Raw genomic sequence first — 18,970 nt, 5'->3', positions numbered from 1 at the left:
TCATGGCTGAGAAGAGCGAATTGCAGTACACCGCCGAGCACGAATGGGTGCTCGTTGATGGAAACGTTGCGACCATCGGCATCACCGATTTTGCCGCGGGCAAGCTCGGTGACATCGTCTTCGTCGACCTCCCCAAGGTGGGCGCCACCGTCGCTGAAGGCAAAATTGTCGGCGAAATTGAGTCAACGAAGTCGGTAGGTGAACTCTTCGCTCCCGTTACGGGAACCGTCGTTGAAGCCAACGACGCCGTCTCCGACAGCCCAGAACTCGTTAACAGCGACCCTTTCGGCGAAGGCTGGCTGGTCAAGATCGAATTCACCGAACTTCCGTCGATGCTCAGCCTCGACGAATACACCGCACTGACAGGCGAATAATGCCCAACCCTTACATCAGCGGCACTTTCGCCGACCGTCATATCGGCACGGATGCTGCCGCTCAGGCGAGCATGCTTGCCGCCGTCGGCTACGACAGCCTCGAAGCCCTTGTCGATGCCGCAGTTCCGCCAGCGATCCACCAGACCCCGGTCGTCAATTCCACGATCCCTACTCCGGCTTCGGAGCGGGAAGCGCTCGCCGAACTGCGTGCCCTCGGCAACGCGAACAAGGTTCGTCGCAGCATGATTGGTCTCGGTTACTACGACACCATTACGCCGGCCGTCATCAAGCGCAATGTGCTCGAAAATCCCAGCTGGTACACGGCGTACACGCCGTACCAGCCCGAGATTTCGCAGGGGCGCCTTGAAGCGTTGATCAACTTCCAGACCATGGTTGCTGATCTTGCTGGCATGACGACGACGAACGCCTCGATGCTCGATGAGGGCACTTCGGCTGTCGAGGGCATGCTGCTCGCTCGCCGTGCTACTCGCGTGGAATCGAACGTGTTTATCGTCGACGCTGACACTCTTCCTCAGACCAAGGCTCTGTTGGAGAATCGGGCGGAGGCTGTCGGTATCGAGCTTATTGAGCTTGACCTGGCAACACTGGGAGCGAACCCTGAGCTACCGGAATGCTTCGGTGCGCTCATCCAGTACCCGGGCGCTAGTGGTCGTGTGTGGGATTCCAGCGAAGTTATTGCGGCGGTCAAGGCTCACGGCGGACTCGCTGTTGTTGCCGCAGACCTGCTCGCCCTCACGATTCTCACGTCGCCAGGTGAACTTGGTGCCGATGTTGCTGTCGGAACGACACAACGTTTCGGCGTTCCGATGGGCTTCGGTGGACCGCACGCCGGTTACATGTCGGTGCGCAAGGGGCTCGAACGTCAGCTTCCTGGGCGACTTGTTGGCGTGTCTCAGGACGCGGCTGGCGACCCCGCCTACCGTCTGTCGTTGCAAGCTCGCGAGCAGCACATCCGCCGCGAGAAGGCGACCTCCAACATTTGTACAGCTCAGGTGTTGCTCGCCGTTATGGCCTCGATGTACGCCGTTTATCATGGCCCCCAGGGCCTCAAGCGGATTGCCCAGCGCATCCACCACGACACCGCGAAGTTCGCAGCACGCTTGACCGCTGCGGGCTACACGGTCGAAAATGAGACGTTCTTCGACACCCTTTCGGTAACCAAGAAGGGGCAAGCATACGCAATTGCCGCCAAGGCGCTCGAGCTCGACATCCTTCTCTATGTTGTGGATGCTGACACCGTACGTTTGAGCTTCGATGAAGTCTCGACACAGCCGTACGAGGGTATCTTCGCGTCGCAGAAGAACGACCTCGCGAAGGCGTTCGGGCTTGATGATGGCTTCTCCTACAGCCCAGAGGATGTCAGCATCCCCGACGCTCTCAACCGCACGAGCGAGTACCTCACCCACCCGGTATTCAACACGCATCGCTCGGAGACGAGCATGATGCGTTACCTCAAGTACCTCGCCGACAAGGACTATGCGCTCGACCGCGGCATGATCCCGTTGGGCTCGTGCACGATGAAGCTCAACGCGGCAAGCGAGATGGAAGCGGTGAGCTGGCCAGAGTTTGCGGGCATCCACCCCTTCGCACCCGCGGAAGATGTCTCCGGCTACCTCGTCATGATTTCGCACCTGGAATCGTGGCTTGCCGAAGTGACCGGCTACGACACCGCTTCACTGCAGCCGAACGCAGGCAGCCAAGGCGAGCTTGCTGGCCTCCTCGCGATTCGGGGCTACCACCGAGCCAACGGCGACCTAGACCGCACAATCTGCCTCATCCCCTCGAGTGCACACGGCACGAACGCTGCCAGCGCAGTGCTCGCCGGAATGCGCGTCGTTGTGGTGGCCTGTGACGACCTCGGCAACGTTGACCTTGGAGACTTGCGTGCCAAGATCGCCGAGCACGCGAGTGAAATCGCCGCCCTCATGATCACCTACCCCTCAACTCACGGTGTGTACGAGCACGAAGTGCGTGAGATCACGCAGGCGGTGCACGACGCTGGTGGACAGGTTTACGTTGACGGTGCCAACCTCAACGCCCTGCTCGGTTATGCGCGGTTCGGTGACTTTGGCGGCGACGTCAGCCACCTCAACCTGCACAAGACCTTCTGCATCCCTCACGGTGGTGGCGGGCCAGGTGTTGGACCGGTTGTCGCGAAAGCGCACTTGGCCAAATTCTTGCCAGGACATCCGATGGCTCAGAGCCATCACCACCCTGCGTTTGACATGCAGACCGGCGAAGCTGGCCCGTATGTTCACGCTGGGGGAGCAATCAGCGCTGCACCCTATGGCAGCCCAAGCATTCTGCCGATCACGTGGGCCTATGTTCGCATGATGGGGTCGGAGGGCCTCAAGGCTGCAACGGGTGCCGCTGTGCTTTCGGCCAACTACATCGCAGTTCGCCTGCGGGAGCACTTCCCAGTGCTGTATGCCGGAGACAACGGACTTGTCGCTCACGAGTGCATTCTCGACCTACGTCCGCTCAAGGAAGCGACAGGAATCGACAATAACGACGTCGCAAAGCGCTTGATCGACTACGGCTTCCACGCCCCGACGATGTCGTTCCCGGTCTCGGGCACCCTCATGGTCGAGCCGACCGAGAGTGAAGACCTCGCTGAGCTCGATCGTTTCATCGACGCAATGATCGCGATCAAGGATGAAGCGGATGCCGTGGCGGCCGGAACGTGGCCGGCCGACGACAACCCTCTCGTCAATGCACCGCACACCGCGCAGTCTGCGGTGTCGAGCAATTGGCCGCATGCCTATTCGCGCGAGCAAGCGGTCTATCCGCTGACTTCGCTCGTGTCTGGCAAATATTGGCCACCGGTTGGTCGTGTCGACAACGCATACGGCGACCGAAACTTGGTCTGCTCGTGCCCGCCCATTGAGGCGTTCGCGCACTAAAAGTATTGGTCACGGTCTGTCTGCTAGTTCTCTAGTCGACGTGAGGCGCGTGCGGAATCGGTCCAGTCCGTTTCTGCATGCGCCTCACGCGGTTAATCCCTCGCTCGTGGAGCGTCGAGACGAAGGTTGGGCGACGCAAAAATGTGTCCCCCGAATGCGGGACACAGTGATCTACTGGGATCGCTTTGTGCGCGCGAAGATTTTCTCGTGATTTGCTGGATATTTTCTCGCTTCATGTTGTAGTGTCCGTCTGGTGTACGGCGTGAGGTCGACCCGACGACCTCCCTGCGCCGCTTCACCGACTGGAGACCCTCGTGACTAGCCGCCGGCATCGACACCGAAAGTCTTTCTTGGAGAGGCTTAAGCGACGCTGGTGGATGGTGCCGATCGTGCTGGTTTCCGTTGTGGCAGTGGCCGTTGCGGGAATCCAGTTTGGTGCTGTCGGGTGGCTCGGTAGCGCTTTCGGTTCGATCGCCGGGGGATGCAACGATAGGCGGTCAATCGTTGTTGCTGCGGATCCATCGATCGCGCCGGCGCTCACGATCATTGCGGCGGAGTTTGATGAGACTTCCGTCAACTGCACGACAACGGAGATTCGTTCCCTTGTCTCTGCGGACACTGCAGCACTCTTCGCTACTGGTGTTGCTGGAGACCTGGATGCGTGGGTTCCCGACTCGAGCGCTTGGCTCGATCGCGCAGCGACTACGGCGATTTCCTTAGGCCGTGCCGCACCAGAATTCGACACGTACGACAATATTGCGAGCACGCCTGTGGTGTTTGCTAGCTCAGCGTCACAGGTATCGGCCCTTGCCGAGACTCCGCTGTCGTGGGCGACCTTGCTATCTGGAACAGTAAGCACTCTGTTGCCCGATCCGGAGTCGTCGGCCGCAAGTCTCGCCGGGCTTGCTCAAGTGAAGTCGGTTTCGTCTGAGACTGATCCGCGACAGTTTGCCGGGGCGATGATCGCTATGGGCAAGACAATCCCATCTTCCGCAGAGGCCGCATTCGAGCTTGCCGCAGAGGCCACAGTTCCTACTGTTGTCGTGACAACGGAGCGCGATGTCGCAGCTCACAACTCGTCGTCGTCAGCAGCGCCGATAGTCGCGCTCTATCCGACAGATGGAACAGTCGAATTGACGTACCCCTTTGTCGTTGCGATCGGTGATTCCCAAGAGTCCGCCGGTGCAGCCGGTGACGGCGAGGATGCTGTTGCCGTTGATGAGAGCGCGCCGGTGACGGCGGGTGCTCCGAAGGAACTCCTCACCGCGCTGTCAGCGGCAGCGCGTTCTGCGGCTGACGTGCTCGCCGATGCGGGTTTCCGCGATGCTGATGGTGGGGGTGATTTGCGGATGGCCGGGGTTACAGAAACCTCAACCGCGGCTCAGCCGACCGCAAGCGCGGCAGTTCAGATTGAAATTCTGCGCGCGTGGAGTGTTCTCACTCTTCGTTCGCGGCTTCTCGTTGTGATTGATACCTCTGGTTCTATGCTCGATCCGGCAAACAATGGGCTTCGAAGAATTGACGTGTTCCAGCTCGCCGCAAGCGAGGCGCTGTCAAAGTTCTCTGGCGAGGCTGAACTCGGTGTGTGGGTTTTCTCGCAGAACCGTGTTGGCAGTCAAGACTGGGAAGATCTGTCGCCGATTGCTCCGCTCTCTGATCCCGCGCACGTGAAGCAGATCAACGGCGTTATTGCGTCGCTGCCGGATCGAATCTATGGATACACAGGCCTCTACGACACCATTCTGGCGGCGGTAAAGAGAGTCAAAGAAGATTACGATCCCTCGAAGGTCAACTCGGTTCTGCTCATCACCGATGGCTACAACGAGGATGACAACGGCATTGATCTGCAGACGCTTCTTGACAGTCTCAAGGCAATTGAAGATCCGACGAAGCCCGTCCCGGTGCTCCTGATCGGTTTTGGCCCAGACACTGACCTCGCATCCATGAAGACAATTGCGCAGTCAACGGGCGGAGCGGCCTATTCAGCCGCTGTTCCAGAGGATCTCGGCAAGGTGCTCGTGGATGCTCTCACCCAGCGTGCTTGTCGTCCGAACTGTTCGTAGCGTCAATTACCGGTGAGAGTTGCCGATCGAACGCGTGACGCTTAGCGAGTCTCGTTGTCGTCGCTAATGCTCACTAGCCAAGTAACTGAATAGCGATCAATGACCATGCCGAAGGTTCCGCCCCAGTCGGCGCGCTCGAGGGGCATGGTCACCTGGCCGCCGTCACAGAGCTTCTCCCAATAGGCCTCTAGGGCCGCTCTTTCGCTGAGAAAGCCAGCGATGGAGATGGACATCGATCCGCCGGGGGAGTATTCCATGGTCTTGGGGGTGTCGGCCATCATCAGCGTAATTCCGGCGGGGGATTCGAGCTGGCCGTGCATGACCCACTCTTGTTCTTCGGGATCTTCGCTGGCGTTGAAGTCGGCAAAGGTGTGGATCTCGGTGGTGCCGCCGAATACAGATTGATAGAACGCTAGCGCTTCGCGAGCGTTGTCCCTGAAGCTCACATAGGGATTGGACTTCATCGTCGTTCCTTCCTCGGGGAGTGCAGGCCTGAGGGCCGTGCAGCATTATGTACTCGCGAGTATGACCGGAAACTCCAGCCGGGTGCGCAATTGCGCCTCGGGAGCGTCATCGGGGCCATTGAGGTAGATCTCGCGTGGTGCTCCTGCATACGTGTGGCCGTGTTCGGAGAACCACGCGAAGACCGTTTCGTAGGTGTCTTTTAGTCCGTCGTAGGAACCGACGTGAGTGACGGTCGCGACAACGCCGCCAGGCAGCTCGTGGCAACGCAGGGTCGGATGCTCAGCGAAAGCTTCGGCAACAGGAACACACACTTCGCACATCCACGCACGGTCCGGGTGCATCGCTTCGGTGTAGACGGCAATGACGGGGCCGGCCTCGGTCACGTGCGAATCGGTGACTTGAGCGAAGAGATTCTTGATCGCGGCAGTCATGTCGCGAGGCAGTGTCTCCATGGTCGTGGAGAAATCCATCCCGGCCACTAGCCGGGTTGGCACGGTTTCAACAGCTATTTCCTGCGCCATGTTCGACACTTTACGCTCCATGCCGATCGAAAGGTACCTGCAATGGTTGGAGGTTGGCTGGCGTGAACCTGAGGGGCGCTAATTGGCCGAGTCGCTTGATCCGAAGAAGTTGGGGAAGGTGCCGACCGCCCAGCCATAGCCTACGAAGATCACGGCGTCGATCAGCGTATGCGCGATGACGAGTGGAAGCACTCGGTGGTAGCGCGAGTAGAGCCAACCGAAAAGCAGGCCCATTGCGACGTTTCCCACGAACGCGCCGACTCCCTGATAGAGGTGATAGGTGCCTCGAAGTAGGGATGTCGAGATGATGATTTGCCAGCGACTCCAGCCCACGTCTCTGAGCCTCGCAAACAGGTATCCGATCACGATAATTTCTTCGGTGATGCCAGCGCGGAGTGCTGAGAGTAAGAGCACAGGCACTGTCCACCAGTGCTGCAGGAGTGCTGCTGGATCCACATCGACTGTGATGCCGAGACTTCGGCCCACAAAGTAGAGTGCAATGCCCGGAATGCCAATGACCAAGGCAAGCACAAAACCGCTGAGGCCATCGCGAACAGGACGGGTAAAGTCCACTCCCAATCGAGACAATCTCGGTTTGGTTGCGCTCCACAGCAGAAAGGCTACGAGGGCGACAGGTGCGAGGTCGAAAGTTATCCCCAATAGCTGGTAAATCAGATCAAAATTGGGGCGCTCGCTCAGCGACCTGTTGAGCGTCGCAGTTTGTTCCGAAAGCGGTACGGCGCGGGTGAGTCTGTCGCTGATCGATACAACAGAGTAGATAGCGGATGCCCCAAGGGAGAGCGCGAGCACAAGTGAGATCTCCGCCCAGAGCTTGCCTCGCGATTGTGCGAGAGGCGACGACGCCGTCATTCGGGGTCGCGCGTGGCGCAGGCTGGGGTTGCCATCGTGGAGCGATGACGACCGCTAAATAGGCTTTCTGCGTCGAGGATGAGCTCGTCTCGTGATCGCTCGCTAGTAGTGCAGGAGGCCGCCATGGATCGATGTTAACTCACGATGCTGTGCGCCAGTCACCGAGCGTTTGCGCACTATTTCACTGTCCGCTGCGGTTTGTGCGCGAAAATACTGCAACCTCCGCACATAATCATCACGGGCGTTACCGGTGTGTAACGTTTGGCTCTACAGTTTTGAATGGGGCAATACCCCGTTTAGGGTGTGAACTATCAAGCGCGGTGCGGCGCCACAAATTCCGTGCCGTTAGCAAAATTCTGCACAGGAGGAAACTTTGAAAAGATCACGCATAGGCTTCAGCGCCGTCGCGCTGCTGTCAGCCTCGGCACTAGTTCTTGCGGGGTGCTCGGCAAGCGAGGAGCCCGCAGAGGGCGACAGCGCCGCGATCATCACCACAAACGGTAGTGAGCCACAGCAGTCGCTCATTCCGACAAACACCACCGAGACCGGTGGCGGCAAGGTCATCACTTCGATCTTCGCTGGTCTCGTTTCGTACACCGCTGACGGCGATGTAGTGAATGAAGTTGCGAAGTCAATTGAGTCCGAAGATGGACAAAACTGGACCGTAACGCTCAACGATGGCTGGACCTTCACCAACGGTGAGCCGGTCACTTCTGACTCGTTCGTCAAGGCATGGTCCTACGGCGCACTGCTCGACAACGCACAGAGCTCGTCATACTTCTTCGACAACATCGAGGGCTTCAGCTATGACGAGAACTCAGAGCTGACTGGCCTCGACGTCGTTAGCGACACCGAGTTCACTGTTGCACTGATCAACCCAGAGGCTGACTTCCCGCTGCGTCTCGGCTACTCGGCATTCATGCCGCTGCCAGAATCCGCATGGGATGACCTCGACGCTTTCGGTGAGAACCCCGTCGGCAACGGTCCGTACATGATCGCCGAAGACGGATGGCAGCACGACGTCAAGATCGACCTCGTGACGAACCCTGACTATGACGGTGTTCGCAAGCCGGCCAACGGTGGCGTGTCGATCATCTTCTACACGAGCCAGGACGCTGCCTATGCTGACGCTCTGAGTGGCAACCTCGATATCCTCGATGCTGTCCCAGACTCCGCATTCGAAACCTACGAGTCGGACTTCCCGGGTCGTTCGGTAAACCAGCCTGCTGCGATCTTCCAGGCATTCAACATGCCGTACTACCTCGAGCACTGGTCGGGCGACGAGGGCAAGCTGCGTCGTGCAGCTATCTCGATGTCGATCGACCGCGCAGAGATCACGGATGTCATCTTCCAGGGCACCCGCACTCCCGCGACTGACTTCACCTCGCCGGTAATCGCCGGTCACTCTGACAACCTTGCGGGAGCTGAAGTTCTTGACTTCAACCCAGAAGAAGCTGTCAAGCTGTGGGCTGAAGCCGACGCGATCTCGCCTTATGGTGACACCGTGTTCGACCTGGCATACAACGCCGATGGTGGACACCAGGCATGGGTTGACGCTGTAGCAAACAGCATCAGCAACACGCTCGGCATCGAGGCTGTTGGTAAGGCATACCCCACATTCAAGGACGCGCTCAACGACCGTGACGCTAACGCGCTCACCGGTGGAACCCGTGCTGGATGGCAAGCTGACTACCCGTCGCTGTACAACTTCCTCGGCCCGCTCTACGTTGATGGCGCTGGCTCGAACAAGGAAGGCTACTCGAGCCCCGAGTTCGAGAAGGTCCTCGCAGAGGGCGCAAGCGCATCGTCGGTAGAAGAAGCAACGGCGAAGTACCAGGAAGCTCAGGAAATCCTCCTGGTCGACCTTCCTTCGATCCCGCTGTGGTACTCGAACGTTACCGGTGTCTACTCAGACTCCGTTGACAATGTTGTATTCGGTTGGGACTCTGTCCCGCTGTACGACGAGGTAACCAAGGGCTAATTAGCTCCTAGTTTTACCCAGTTTCCATGCTCAATGTGTGATGCCCGGGGCTATCTTCAGCCCCGGGCATTACACTGAGTACCTTCATTCAGCGATTGTGATTCCTATGTTTATCCGTTCCATCGAGGGAACTATCTGATGCTTTGGTACGCAGGCAAGCGTTTCCTCCAGATGATTCCGGTGTTTTTCGGCGCAACCTTCTTGATCTATTTCATGGTTTTCGCGGTGCCAGGTGACCCCATCGCCGCACTCTACGGTGATCATCCACCAGCTCCCGGGGTTATCGAAGCTATTCGAGCTGAGTACAACCTCGACAAGCCTTTCCTCGTGCAGTACCTCCTCTACATCGGTGGACTGTTCCAGGGTGACTTCGGAACAACCTTCTCTGGTCGGCCTGTCGCTGACGTCATGACTCAGGCGTTCCCGATCACCGCTCGACTCGCACTGCTCGCTCTCGTCTTCGAAGCCTTCTTCGGCATCATCGTTGGACTCGTAGCTGGGCTCCGCAAGGGAAAGCTGTTCGACGCTTCCGCTCTCGTTATCAGCCTGCTGCTGATCTCAGTGCCGACCTTCGTCGTTGGTTTTGTGCTCCAACTTGTATTCGGCATCCAACTCGGTTGGGCTCGAACGACAGTGAGCGGCGACGCTCCCTGGGGCGAATTGATTCTGCCGGCCATCGTGTTGGCGTCGGTTTCGTTCGCGTACATCGTGCGATTGACCCGTGCAAGCGTGGCAGACAACCTCGGTGCTGACTTTGTGCGCACCGCTACAGCAAAGGGACTATCTCGACGTCGAGTGGTTACCGTGCACGTACTGCGCAACTCACTCGTTCCGGTTGTTACCTACCTGGGTGTCGATATCGGATCGCTCATGGTTGGTGCGATCGTCACCGAGGGAATCTTCAACATCAACGGTGTCGGTGGAACCGTCTACCGGGCAATCACGTTGGGAGAAGGCCCAACGGTCGTCTCGTTCGTCGCGGTGATGGTCATCATCTTCGTGCTCGCCAACCTGCTCGTAGACCTGCTCTACGCCGCGCTCGACCCAAGGATTCGTTATGCCAAGTAATAACACTGGCCGGTATCGTCCTGGCCAAGAACACTACATCGCGTCGCTCGCAGACACTCCGGTTGCTGAGATCGATCAGGTCGATGAATCAGGAAAGGCGCGCAGCACATGGACTGACGCCTGGGAGTCGATGCGTCGTCGTCCGATGTTCTGGATCTCTTCAGTGCTCATCCTCGTCATTGTGGTTGTCGCTGCTTTCCCGAGCCTCTTCGTCACATATAGCCCAACAGAGTGCTACTTGAAGTTCAGCAACGGCGATCCCCAAGCCGGGCATCCATTCGGCTTCACACGCCAAGGCTGCGACGTCTACTCGCGAATCATTTTCGGAACCCAAGCATCTGTAACGATTGGTCTTCTCACGACGATCATGGTCACGTTATTTGGCGGAATCATCGGAGCCCTCGCGGGTTTTTATGGCGGAATTCTTGACTCGTTCGTTTCGCGTATCGGCGACATCTTCTTCGCCATTCCGACCGTTCTTGGTGCAATCGTCGTTATCTCGGTCATCCCCGTGCGGGATGCGGTGAGCGTTTCGTTCGTTCTCGCTCTCTTCGCCTGGCCGCAGATCGCGCGAATCATGCGTGGTTCAGTGCTCTCGGCTCGCAACTCCGACTACGTGACAGCATCTGCTGCGCTCGGTGTCTCGCGTTTCACGACACTTGTTCGCCACGTCATTCCGAACGCCATCGCGCCGGTCATCGTTATCGCAACGGTGTCGCTCGGTATCTTCATCGTCGCTGAGGCGACTCTGGGATTCCTTGGCATTGGTCTCCCGGGAACGGTCATGTCCTGGGGTAACGACATTAACCAGGCGCGTGTCACTGTTCGTACTCACCCGCAGACCCTCTTGCTGCCTTCGGCTGCGCTGTCAATTACAGTGCTCGCCTTCTTGATGTTCGGCGACGTAGTTCGCGATGCCCTTGACCCGGAAGCGAGAGCACGCCGATGACTAATCCAGAAACAGTTCCCGTGACCTCAGGGTCCTCAAACGAAGAGACCCCGCTTCTCAAAATTCGGGGCCTCGAAGTTGGTTTCGAAACGCAGCGCGGCATTGTTCAGGCAGTGCGCGGTATCGACCTCACTCTGTATCAGGGACAGTCGCTCGCCATCGTTGGTGAGTCCGGTTCCGGAAAATCCACCACTGCGCAAGCAGTGATCGGGCTGCTTCCCGGCACAGGCAAGGTGCTTGGCGGCTCGATTGAATTCGAAGGCAACGACCTCACAAAATTCTCGGATGATCAATTTTCCGAGGTTCGCGGAAGCCAAATCGGTTATGTACCTCAAGACCCGATGTCGAACTTGAACCCGGTGTGGAGCATCGGATTTCAGGTAGAAGAAGCCATCAAGGCCAACGGAATCGCGCAGGGTAAAGCTGCACGGGCTCGCACCATTGAAGTACTGAAAGAGGCAGGGCTCAGCGATGCTGGCGAACGCCTCAAGCAGTTTCCGCACCAGTTCTCGGGCGGAATGCGTCAGCGCGTACTCATTGGTATCGGCCTCTCGGCACGTCCGAAGTTGCTGATCGCCGACGAACCAACCTCAGCGCTCGACGTCACAGTGCAACGTCAGATTCTTGACCACCTGCAGACGCTCACGCGTGACTACGGCACCTCGGTGCTGTTCATCACCCACGATCTCGGCCTCGCCGCGGAACGTGCAGAGCAGCTAGTCGTGATGTACAAGGGCAAGGTTGTCGAGTCGGGTCCGTCTCGCGAGATTCTCGAGAACCCCCAGCATCCGTACACTCAGCGTCTCGTTGCTGCAGCTCCGAGCCTCGCGTCGCGTCGCATCCAATCAATCAAGTCGCACACAAGCTCCGAAAACGATATCCACATCTTCGGGCAGGGCTCGCTCGATGATGCGCTTATCGCGCGTGCGGCAAGCCGCGAAGCAGGCGCAAGCACTGACCTCATCAAGGTCAACAACATCACCAAGGTCTACGAGATCCGCAAACAGGGATTCCGCAAAGACAAGTTGCTTGCGGTGAATGACATCTCGTTCGGTGTCAAAAAGGGAACGACAACCGCCCTCGTTGGCGAATCGGGCTCTGGCAAGTCGACTGTCGCCAAACTGATTCTGCAATTGGAATCCCTCACGAGCGGAAGCATCGAGTTTGACGGGGTTGACCTGGCCGGAATCAAGGGGCAAGAGCTCCTGAACTTCCGACGCCGAGTGCAACCTGTGTTCCAGGATCCCTACGGCTCCCTTGACCCGCAATACAGCGTCGGAAACACGATCGCTGAACCTTTGCTGGCGCACAGCATGGGCACTCCGAAGGAGCGCTTCAACCGTGTGAGCGAACTTCTCGATCAGGTGTCACTGCCTCAGGCGACTCGCCACCGTTATCCCGGTGAGCTCTCCGGTGGCCAGCGCCAACGCGTCGCCATTGCGCGCGCTCTTGCGCTCAAGCCCGATGTGCTCGTACTTGACGAAGCAGTATCGGCCCTTGACGTGTTGGTCCAAGGTCAAGTGCTGAACCTGCTCACCGAGTTGCAGACCGAGCTCGACCTCACCTACCTGTTCATTACCCACGACCTCGCGGTTGTGCGGTTGGTGGCTGACAACGTGTGTGTAATGCAGGGTGGCCGCATTGTTGAAGCGGCAACCACAGACGAGGTATTCGAGAATTCGACCAACCCGTACACGCAGGAGCTGCTTGAGGCGATCCCCGGCGCCAACATCAAGCTGGGCGCCTAGTTTCATGAGGGGAGAAGGGCCGTTCCACTAGGGGCGGCCCTTCTCGCTTAGAATCGACGCAAGCGTGCCACCGTGCATCGCGTGATCGTATGCAGGAGGATTAGTGAGCGCCACACGAATCATGGCGGCCATTGCGGTTGCCGCCAGTGCAGCGCTAGTGCTCACCGGTTGCATCCCGCAGAAGTCCACAACGATTGACGGTTCAGAACTCACCGTCGCCGTTTCTCAGCCCTACACATCGGCAAACCCGGTCACCTCCTTTGGTGCTGGCGAAACCAACGCCAATATTGCCTATGCGACCGGCACCGGATTCAACTACTTCACCGACGAATCCGAACTGGTTCGCGACGAGTCTTTTGGGCACTACGAGAAAGTGTCGGATGACCCGCTTGCGGTGACCTACACAGTGTCTGACGGTGTGCGGTGGTCAGATGGAACAGCCGTTGATGCGGTGGACCTCCTCCTGGAATGGGCGGCTACATCCGGAGCTCTCAACACTCCGGACGCCGACCCGGCAGAAACCGTTGATCCTGAAACCGGCGCTCCTCGTGATCGTGCGGATGACCGTGTCCTGTTCGATGCTGGGGCACTACGCAATAGCGGTATCGATCTCGTCACCGAACTTCCTCAGATTAGTGATGATCGCATGTCGCTCACTCTGGTCTTCGATGAGCCGTTCGCTGATTGGCAGACCGCATTCTTCGGTGCCGGTTCTGCGGCAAAGCCCGCGCATGTCGTGGGAATGATGTCATTCGCGAATGACGACGCGATCACGGCCAAGGAGCGGGTCTATGCGGCGATTACGGCGGATGACACCACTGATCTTGCCCAGATTGCCCGCACCTGGAATACAGTCTTCAATTTTCAAGGGATGCCGGCAAACTCAAGTCTGGTTGTATCGAATGGGCCGTATGTCGTTTCTGACCTCGTAGCGAACCAGTATGTGACCTTGCGTGCCAACGAAAACTACAGCGGAGACCGCCAGCCCACCTTCCAAGAGATCACCGTGCGGTTCATGGCTGACCCGCTTGCGCAGGCTCAAGCACTGCTCGTCGGCTCGGTGCACATAGCGGTTCCCACGATGGGGTCCGAGGTTCGCGATGCGCTCGAAACCATGGATGCCACCGTCATCGATGGCACGACCGACAGTTTCGAACACCTCGATCTCCAATTTGGTGAATCTAAAAACGGCACCTTTGACGACCCCGCGGTTCGTGAAGCCTTCCTCTTGACGGTTCCTCGCAAGGAATTGGCCGCTGCCGCCCTTGCTGATGTTCAGCCACGGCCAACACTCCGTGATTCTTTTCTCTTCGCTCCCCATGATCCCGATTACCGAAGCGTGACCTCGAGCAATGGTTCGGACCTCTTCGCGGAAGTTGACATCACTCTGGCTAAGGAACTTTTGGCTGAAGCAGGCGTAACCAAGCCAGCTGTGTGCGTTCTTTATGCTGCTGAGGACCCCATGCGTCTCATCGAGTTCGAACTGATCAAGGAATCTGCGGCGGCTGCGGGATTCGTTGTGAGCGATTGCTCGGCAGAAGACTGGCGCGCGACGCTCGGAACGCCGGAAGCCTACGACGCGGCGCTCTTCAGCTGGCAGGCGGAGCAACCGGGGGTTGGAGTCGCTCCAGCGGTGTTCGCAACCGATGGTTACGCGAATCTCAACTACTTCTCAGACTCGAGAGTTGACTCGCTCCTTCGGGAAGCAAATTCGGTGACTCTCGATGCAGCCGATCGAACGGATTCTTTGGCGAAGGCAGATGCCGAACTCTGGAAAAACAGCTACGGAATGCCGCTGTTCCAGTATCCCGTGACAGCGGCATACGACCAAGATCGAGTTTCCGAAGTATCGCTTTCATCGTTGAGCCCTGGCATCTGGTGGAACGTCTGGGACTGGAAACCGTAGTACTTGCATTGCGCTTGGAGCGCAGTCGGCGATAATTCTTGCTAAACAGGGTAAACTGATCGAGCAGGATACTCTGAACGATCTTCTGCGCCCTCCCATGATCTTTACCCGGTGGCATTTGGCCGCCGATCTGCTGCCGAAATTTTCTGCGCAGCGTCTGCGGTGAGAGACCGCAAAGCCTCCAATGAATTAAGGAATATTGCTATGGCTATGGCCACTCGCAGCGACTTGCGCAACGTAGCAATCGTTGCCCACGTTGACCACGGAAAGACCACCCTCGTTGACGCGATGCTTCGCCAGACGAACTCGTTCGAGGCGCACGCGCACCTCGAAGAGCGCGCCATGGACTCGAACGAGCTCGAGCGCGAAAAGGGCATCACGATTCTCGCGAAGAACACTGCGATTTCGTACAACGGCAAGTACGCCACCGATAGCCCCATCACGATCAACGTGATTGACACCCCCGGCCACGCCGACTTCGGTGGCGAGGTTGAGCGCGGACTGAGCATGGTTGACGGCGTAGTTCTGCTCGTCGACGCCAGTGAGGGCCCGCTTCCGCAGACCCGCTTCGTGCTGCGTAAGGCGCTTGAAGCCAAGCTTCCCGTCATTCTTTTGGTCAACAAGACTGACCGCCCAGACGCGCGAATCGACGAAGTTGTTGCCGAAAGCCAGGACCTCCTTTTGGGCCTCGCAAGCGACATGGCAGATGACGTTCCCGACCTCGACCTCGACGCTATCCTCGACGTCCCGATCGTTTACGCTTCGGGCCGCGCTGGTGCCGCTAGCTGGAACAAGCCCGAGAACGGCTCGTTGCCAGACAACGACGACCTCGAGCCCCTGTTCGATGCAATCCTCAGGCACGTTCCCGCGCCGTCATACGACGATGAGCACCCCCTTCAGGCGTGGGTTACCAACCTCGACTCCTCACCGTTCCTCGGTCGCCTCGCCTTGCTGCGTGTCTTCAACGGAACGATCAAAAAGGGCCAGACGGTCGCTTGGGTCAAGCACGACGGAAGCGTCGCCAACGTGCGCGTAACCGAGCTCATGATCACCAAGGCTCTCGACCGTTACCCTGCCGAGAGCGCTGGCCCCGGTGACATCGTCGCTGTTGCCGGCTTCGAAGACATCTTCATCGGTGAGACCCTGTGTGACCCCAACGATGTTCGCCCGCTTCCGACCATCACGGTCGACGAGCCCGCGATCTCGATGACTATTGGTACAAACACCTCGCCGGTTATCGGCAAGGTCAAGGGCCACAAGCTCACCGCTCGCATGGTCAAGGACCGTCTCGACCGCGAGCTCGTCGGTAACGTTTCGCTCAAGCTCGTCGACATCGGTCGCCCGGATGCTTGGGAAGTCCAGGGTCGTGGAGAGCTCGCTCTCGCTATCCTCGTCGAGCAGATGCGTCGTGAAGGCTTCGAGCTGACTGTCGGCAAGCCGCAGGTAGTTATCAAGAAGATTGACGGCAAGGTTCACGAGCCATTCGAGCACCTCACGATCGATGCGCCGGAAGAATACCTCGGCGCAATCACTCAGCTTCTTGCCGCTCGTAAGGGCCGCATGGAAGGCATGAGCAACCACGGCACCGGCTGGGTTCGCATGGAATTCATCGTTCCTTCGCGTGGACTCATCGGATTCCGCACCGAGTTCTTGACCATCACGCGTGGTGCCGGTATCGCCAACGCTGTGTCTCACGGCTACGAGCAGTGGGCAGGCGAAATCCTCACCCGCGTCAACGGTTCAATCGTTGCCGACCGTGCCGGTGTTGCTACCCCATTCGCGATGGTTGCCCTTCAAGAGCGCATGTCGTTCTTCGTAGAGCCGACTCAAGAGGTCTATGAAGGAATGGTTGTCGGCGAGAACTCACGCGCTGACGACATGGACGTCAACATCACCAAGGAAAAGCAGCTCACCAACATGCGCCAGTCGACCTCGGACTCGTTCGAGCGTATGACACCGTCGCGCAAGCTGACGTTGGAAGAGTGCCTCGAATTCGCCCGCGAAGACGAGTGTGTCGAGGTTACGCCCGAGTTCGTCCGCATCCGCAAGGTCGAGCTCGACAGCAACGCTCGCGCACGCAGCACTTCGCGTCTCAAGAAGCAGAACGCCTAACCCCTTACCTCAGGAGCTAGCGAGGAATCGTTAGCCTTGCGGGAGTACGATGCAGCTACGGTCATCAGGCCGTGGCTGCATTGTTCGTTAACCCGAGCGACAGCCATGGCGCGTATTGTCCGTCCTGAACATCAGCCCCGTCACGAACAGCAGGAGAGTTGTCATGATTAGCCCGAAACGACGCATCAGTGCATCCATTGCCGTAGTTCTTGCCTTGGGCGTGACCCCGGCACTCTCGGGCTGTTTCGGCAACCCTATTGAGAACATCGTCGAGCAGGCAACGGGCGGGCAGGTCGACTTGGGCGGCAAAGAGATCCCCGAGGGTTTCCCCAGCGAGGTTCCTGTCGTCTCCGGTGACGTGCAGTTTGGAATCGCAGCGGGAGAGGGCGACCAACGCGGTTATAACGTCACGATCTTGGCCGGGCAGGAATCACCCCTCGACGGTATCGAGACGGCGCTGAAGGATGCTGGCTTCGAGCTTCAGCTGCAGGGCGCCGACTCCGACGGTGAAGGCACCGTCATCTTCACGAGTGACACCTGGGTAGGTGGCGTAATCGTCGCCAAAACCGATGACGGCTACACCGCTAACTACACCGTGGCACCCGCAAGCGAATAGTCTGCTCAACGCCGCAGTACCGTTCAGCTGGGAGATCCACGCCTGACGTGGGCGAACGACGCTTCACGGGGGCGATCGACGGCCGCCGACGACCCGTGAACTAGGCCAAGTCGAACATTCCGGCGCCGACAAAGCTGGACGCTGTAGTGCCCGGAGGCACGGCGAAGATAGCCGAACCCACATATCGCACGTACTCGTTCATGAGGTCGTTGCGGGAAAGTGCGAGCTGGATAGGCACAAATTGTGTGCCGGGGTCCCGCTGGAAGCTGATGAAGAATAGGCCGGCATTGAGACGACCGAGGTCATCGTTTCCATCCACGAAGTTATAGCCGCGACGCAGAATCTGCGCACCACCATGGCTCTCGGGATGCGCCAACTTCACGTGAGAATTTTCATCGATGAGAGGCGCGTCATCGCGACCAGTCTGGCTGAAGTCGGGGTCAGTGAACTCGCTACCGCCACTCAACGGGGCGCCTTCGCCCTTCGTGCGCCCGAAGATTGTTTCTTGTTCCCGAAGCGAAGTGCGGTCCCAAGTTTCGACGGTCATGCGAATCTTGCGGCTCACGAGATATGAGCCTCCGGCCATCCACGAGCTGCCATCGCTGGCAGCGGCCCACACATGCTTTTCGACACCTGCAGTGTCTTCGGCGCGCAAGTTGGCAGTGCCGTCTTTGAAACCGAAAAGATTGCGAGGTGTCTTCTGAGCTCGAGTCGTTGACGAGGTGCGCCCGAAGCCCAATTGCGACCAGCGAAGAGTAGCCCTACCGAAGGCAATACGAGAAAGATTGCGGATCGCGTGCACCGCCACCTGCGGATCGTCGCTGCACGCCTGAATACAGAGGTCGCCGCCGACTAGTTCGGGCTGCAGCGCGTCGCTAGGGAACTTAGGCAGGTCGATGAGCGCAGACGGACGCTTGTTTGCGAGTCCGAATCTGTCATCGAACAGGCTCGGGCCGAAACCAAAGGTGATCGTGAGGCCCCCGGGTGGGAGGTCGAGCGCTTCTCCCGTGTCATCCGGTGGGGCATCGTAGGGACCGCTGGCGGGGCCGTAGTCTCCCGCGCCATCACCCGCCGTCATTCGCGCTGCCGCGTAGCTCCAGTCGCGGAGCAACTCAATGAGCTCATCACGCGAGATCTCGTTGACATCGAACGCCGCAAAGTGGAGCCGGTCTTGTGCTGGAGTAGTGATTCCCGACTGGTTTTTACCGAAAAACGGGTAGGTTGACGCCACAGCGTTGCCGGTCGCGGTTGAATCGCCGCCGAGAGCGAATGTTCCACCGACGCCCAAGCCGGCGCCAATCACGCCGGCTCCGGCTAGCCCGAAGAGGCCGCGCCGCGAGAGGCCGGTGGTTTCATCTTTCGCCATAGCTAAT

The 18,970-nt window shown here is 58.7% G+C and carries 14 protein-coding genes; 10 read left to right on the top strand and 4 right to left on the bottom strand.

The features are described from left to right. Positions 1-2: 2 nt before the first annotated feature. The 3 genes from gcvH to ACOH1Z_RS11620 all read left to right on the top strand — a co-directional run bounded on the left by gcvH (position 3) and on the right by ACOH1Z_RS11620 (position 5,361). Positions 3-374 carry a glycine cleavage system protein GcvH gene (gene gcvH, locus ACOH1Z_RS11630; protein ID WP_449648655.1) on the top strand — a complete coding sequence of 124 codons (372 nt, stop codon included), beginning with the start codon at positions 3-5 and terminating at the stop codon, positions 372-374. Then, positions 374-3,298, top strand: a complete 2,925-nt coding sequence (gene gcvP / locus ACOH1Z_RS11625; RefSeq protein WP_449648654.1) for an aminomethyl-transferring glycine dehydrogenase — start codon at positions 374-376, stop codon at positions 3,296-3,298. The genes gcvH and gcvP overlap by 1 nt, the downstream gene beginning before the upstream one ends. A gap of 350 nt (positions 3,299-3,648) precedes the next feature. Beyond that, on the top strand, positions 3,649-5,361 hold the full coding sequence (locus ACOH1Z_RS11620; protein WP_449648653.1) for a VWA domain-containing protein: 1,713 nt from the start codon (positions 3,649-3,651) through the stop codon (positions 5,359-5,361). Between the two features lie 41 nt (positions 5,362-5,402). On the opposite strand, the gene ACOH1Z_RS11615 is transcribed toward ACOH1Z_RS11620, so the two are convergent. The 3 genes from ACOH1Z_RS11615 to ACOH1Z_RS11605 all read right to left on the bottom strand — a co-directional run bounded on the left by ACOH1Z_RS11615 (position 5,403) and on the right by ACOH1Z_RS11605 (position 7,217). Continuing rightward, positions 5,403-5,825: a VOC family protein gene (locus ACOH1Z_RS11615; protein ID WP_449648652.1), complete on the bottom strand. Its 423-nt coding sequence runs from the start codon at positions 5,823-5,825 to the stop codon at positions 5,403-5,405. Between the two features lie 45 nt (positions 5,826-5,870). Continuing rightward, on the bottom strand, positions 5,871-6,347 hold the full coding sequence (locus ACOH1Z_RS11610) for a GyrI-like domain-containing protein (protein WP_449648651.1): 477 nt from the start codon (positions 6,345-6,347) through the stop codon (positions 5,871-5,873). A 78-nt stretch (positions 6,348-6,425) separates the two neighbouring features. Next, positions 6,426-7,217 (bottom strand): CPBP family intramembrane glutamic endopeptidase, encoded by a 792-nt coding sequence (locus ACOH1Z_RS11605; RefSeq protein ID WP_449648650.1) that lies wholly within the window; start codon positions 7,215-7,217, stop codon positions 6,426-6,428. A gap of 373 nt (positions 7,218-7,590) precedes the next feature. On the opposite strand from ACOH1Z_RS11605, the gene ACOH1Z_RS11600 reads away from it, so the two are divergent. From ACOH1Z_RS11600 to ACOH1Z_RS11570, 7 genes are all read left to right on the top strand, one after another. Beyond that, positions 7,591-9,198, top strand: a complete 1,608-nt coding sequence (locus tag ACOH1Z_RS11600) for a peptide ABC transporter substrate-binding protein (protein ID WP_449648649.1) — start codon at positions 7,591-7,593, stop codon at positions 9,196-9,198. 138 nt (positions 9,199-9,336) lie between these two features. Further along, positions 9,337-10,266, top strand: a complete 930-nt coding sequence (locus ACOH1Z_RS11595) for an ABC transporter permease (protein ID WP_449648648.1) — start codon at positions 9,337-9,339, stop codon at positions 10,264-10,266. Next, positions 10,256-11,215 carry an ABC transporter permease gene (locus tag ACOH1Z_RS11590; protein WP_449648647.1) on the top strand — a complete coding sequence of 320 codons (960 nt, stop codon included), beginning with the start codon at positions 10,256-10,258 and terminating at the stop codon, positions 11,213-11,215. Before ACOH1Z_RS11595 ends, ACOH1Z_RS11590 begins: the two co-directional genes overlap by 11 nt. Continuing rightward, positions 11,212-12,963, top strand: coding sequence for a dipeptide ABC transporter ATP-binding protein (locus ACOH1Z_RS11585; protein ID WP_449648646.1), 1,752 nt, complete (start codon positions 11,212-11,214; stop codon positions 12,961-12,963). The genes ACOH1Z_RS11590 and ACOH1Z_RS11585 overlap by 4 nt, the downstream gene beginning before the upstream one ends. A gap of 103 nt (positions 12,964-13,066) precedes the next feature. After that, positions 13,067-14,869 carry an ABC transporter family substrate-binding protein gene (locus ACOH1Z_RS11580; protein WP_449648645.1) on the top strand — a complete coding sequence of 601 codons (1,803 nt, stop codon included), beginning with the start codon at positions 13,067-13,069 and terminating at the stop codon, positions 14,867-14,869. 204 nt (positions 14,870-15,073) lie between these two features. Next, positions 15,074-16,981 (top strand): translational GTPase TypA, encoded by a 1,908-nt coding sequence (typA, locus tag ACOH1Z_RS11575; RefSeq protein ID WP_449648644.1) that lies wholly within the window; start codon positions 15,074-15,076, stop codon positions 16,979-16,981. A gap of 163 nt (positions 16,982-17,144) precedes the next feature. Then, a complete protein-coding gene (locus tag ACOH1Z_RS11570; protein ID WP_449648643.1) occupies positions 17,145-17,597 on the top strand; it encodes a hypothetical protein in 453 nt (150 codons plus the stop codon). 100 nt (positions 17,598-17,697) lie between these two features. Here the strand turns inward: ACOH1Z_RS11570 and efeB are convergent, their stop codons facing one another. Further along, positions 17,698-18,963 carry an iron uptake transporter deferrochelatase/peroxidase subunit gene (efeB, locus tag ACOH1Z_RS11565; RefSeq protein ID WP_449648642.1) on the bottom strand — a complete coding sequence of 422 codons (1,266 nt, stop codon included), beginning with the start codon at positions 18,961-18,963 and terminating at the stop codon, positions 17,698-17,700. Positions 18,964-18,970 lie beyond the last annotated feature (7 nt).

The sequence above is a fragment of the Rhodoglobus sp. genome (genome assembly GCF_053580035.1).
The sequence above is the reverse complement of the archived record's forward strand: the minus strand, read 5'-3'. Positions and strand labels throughout refer to the sequence as shown.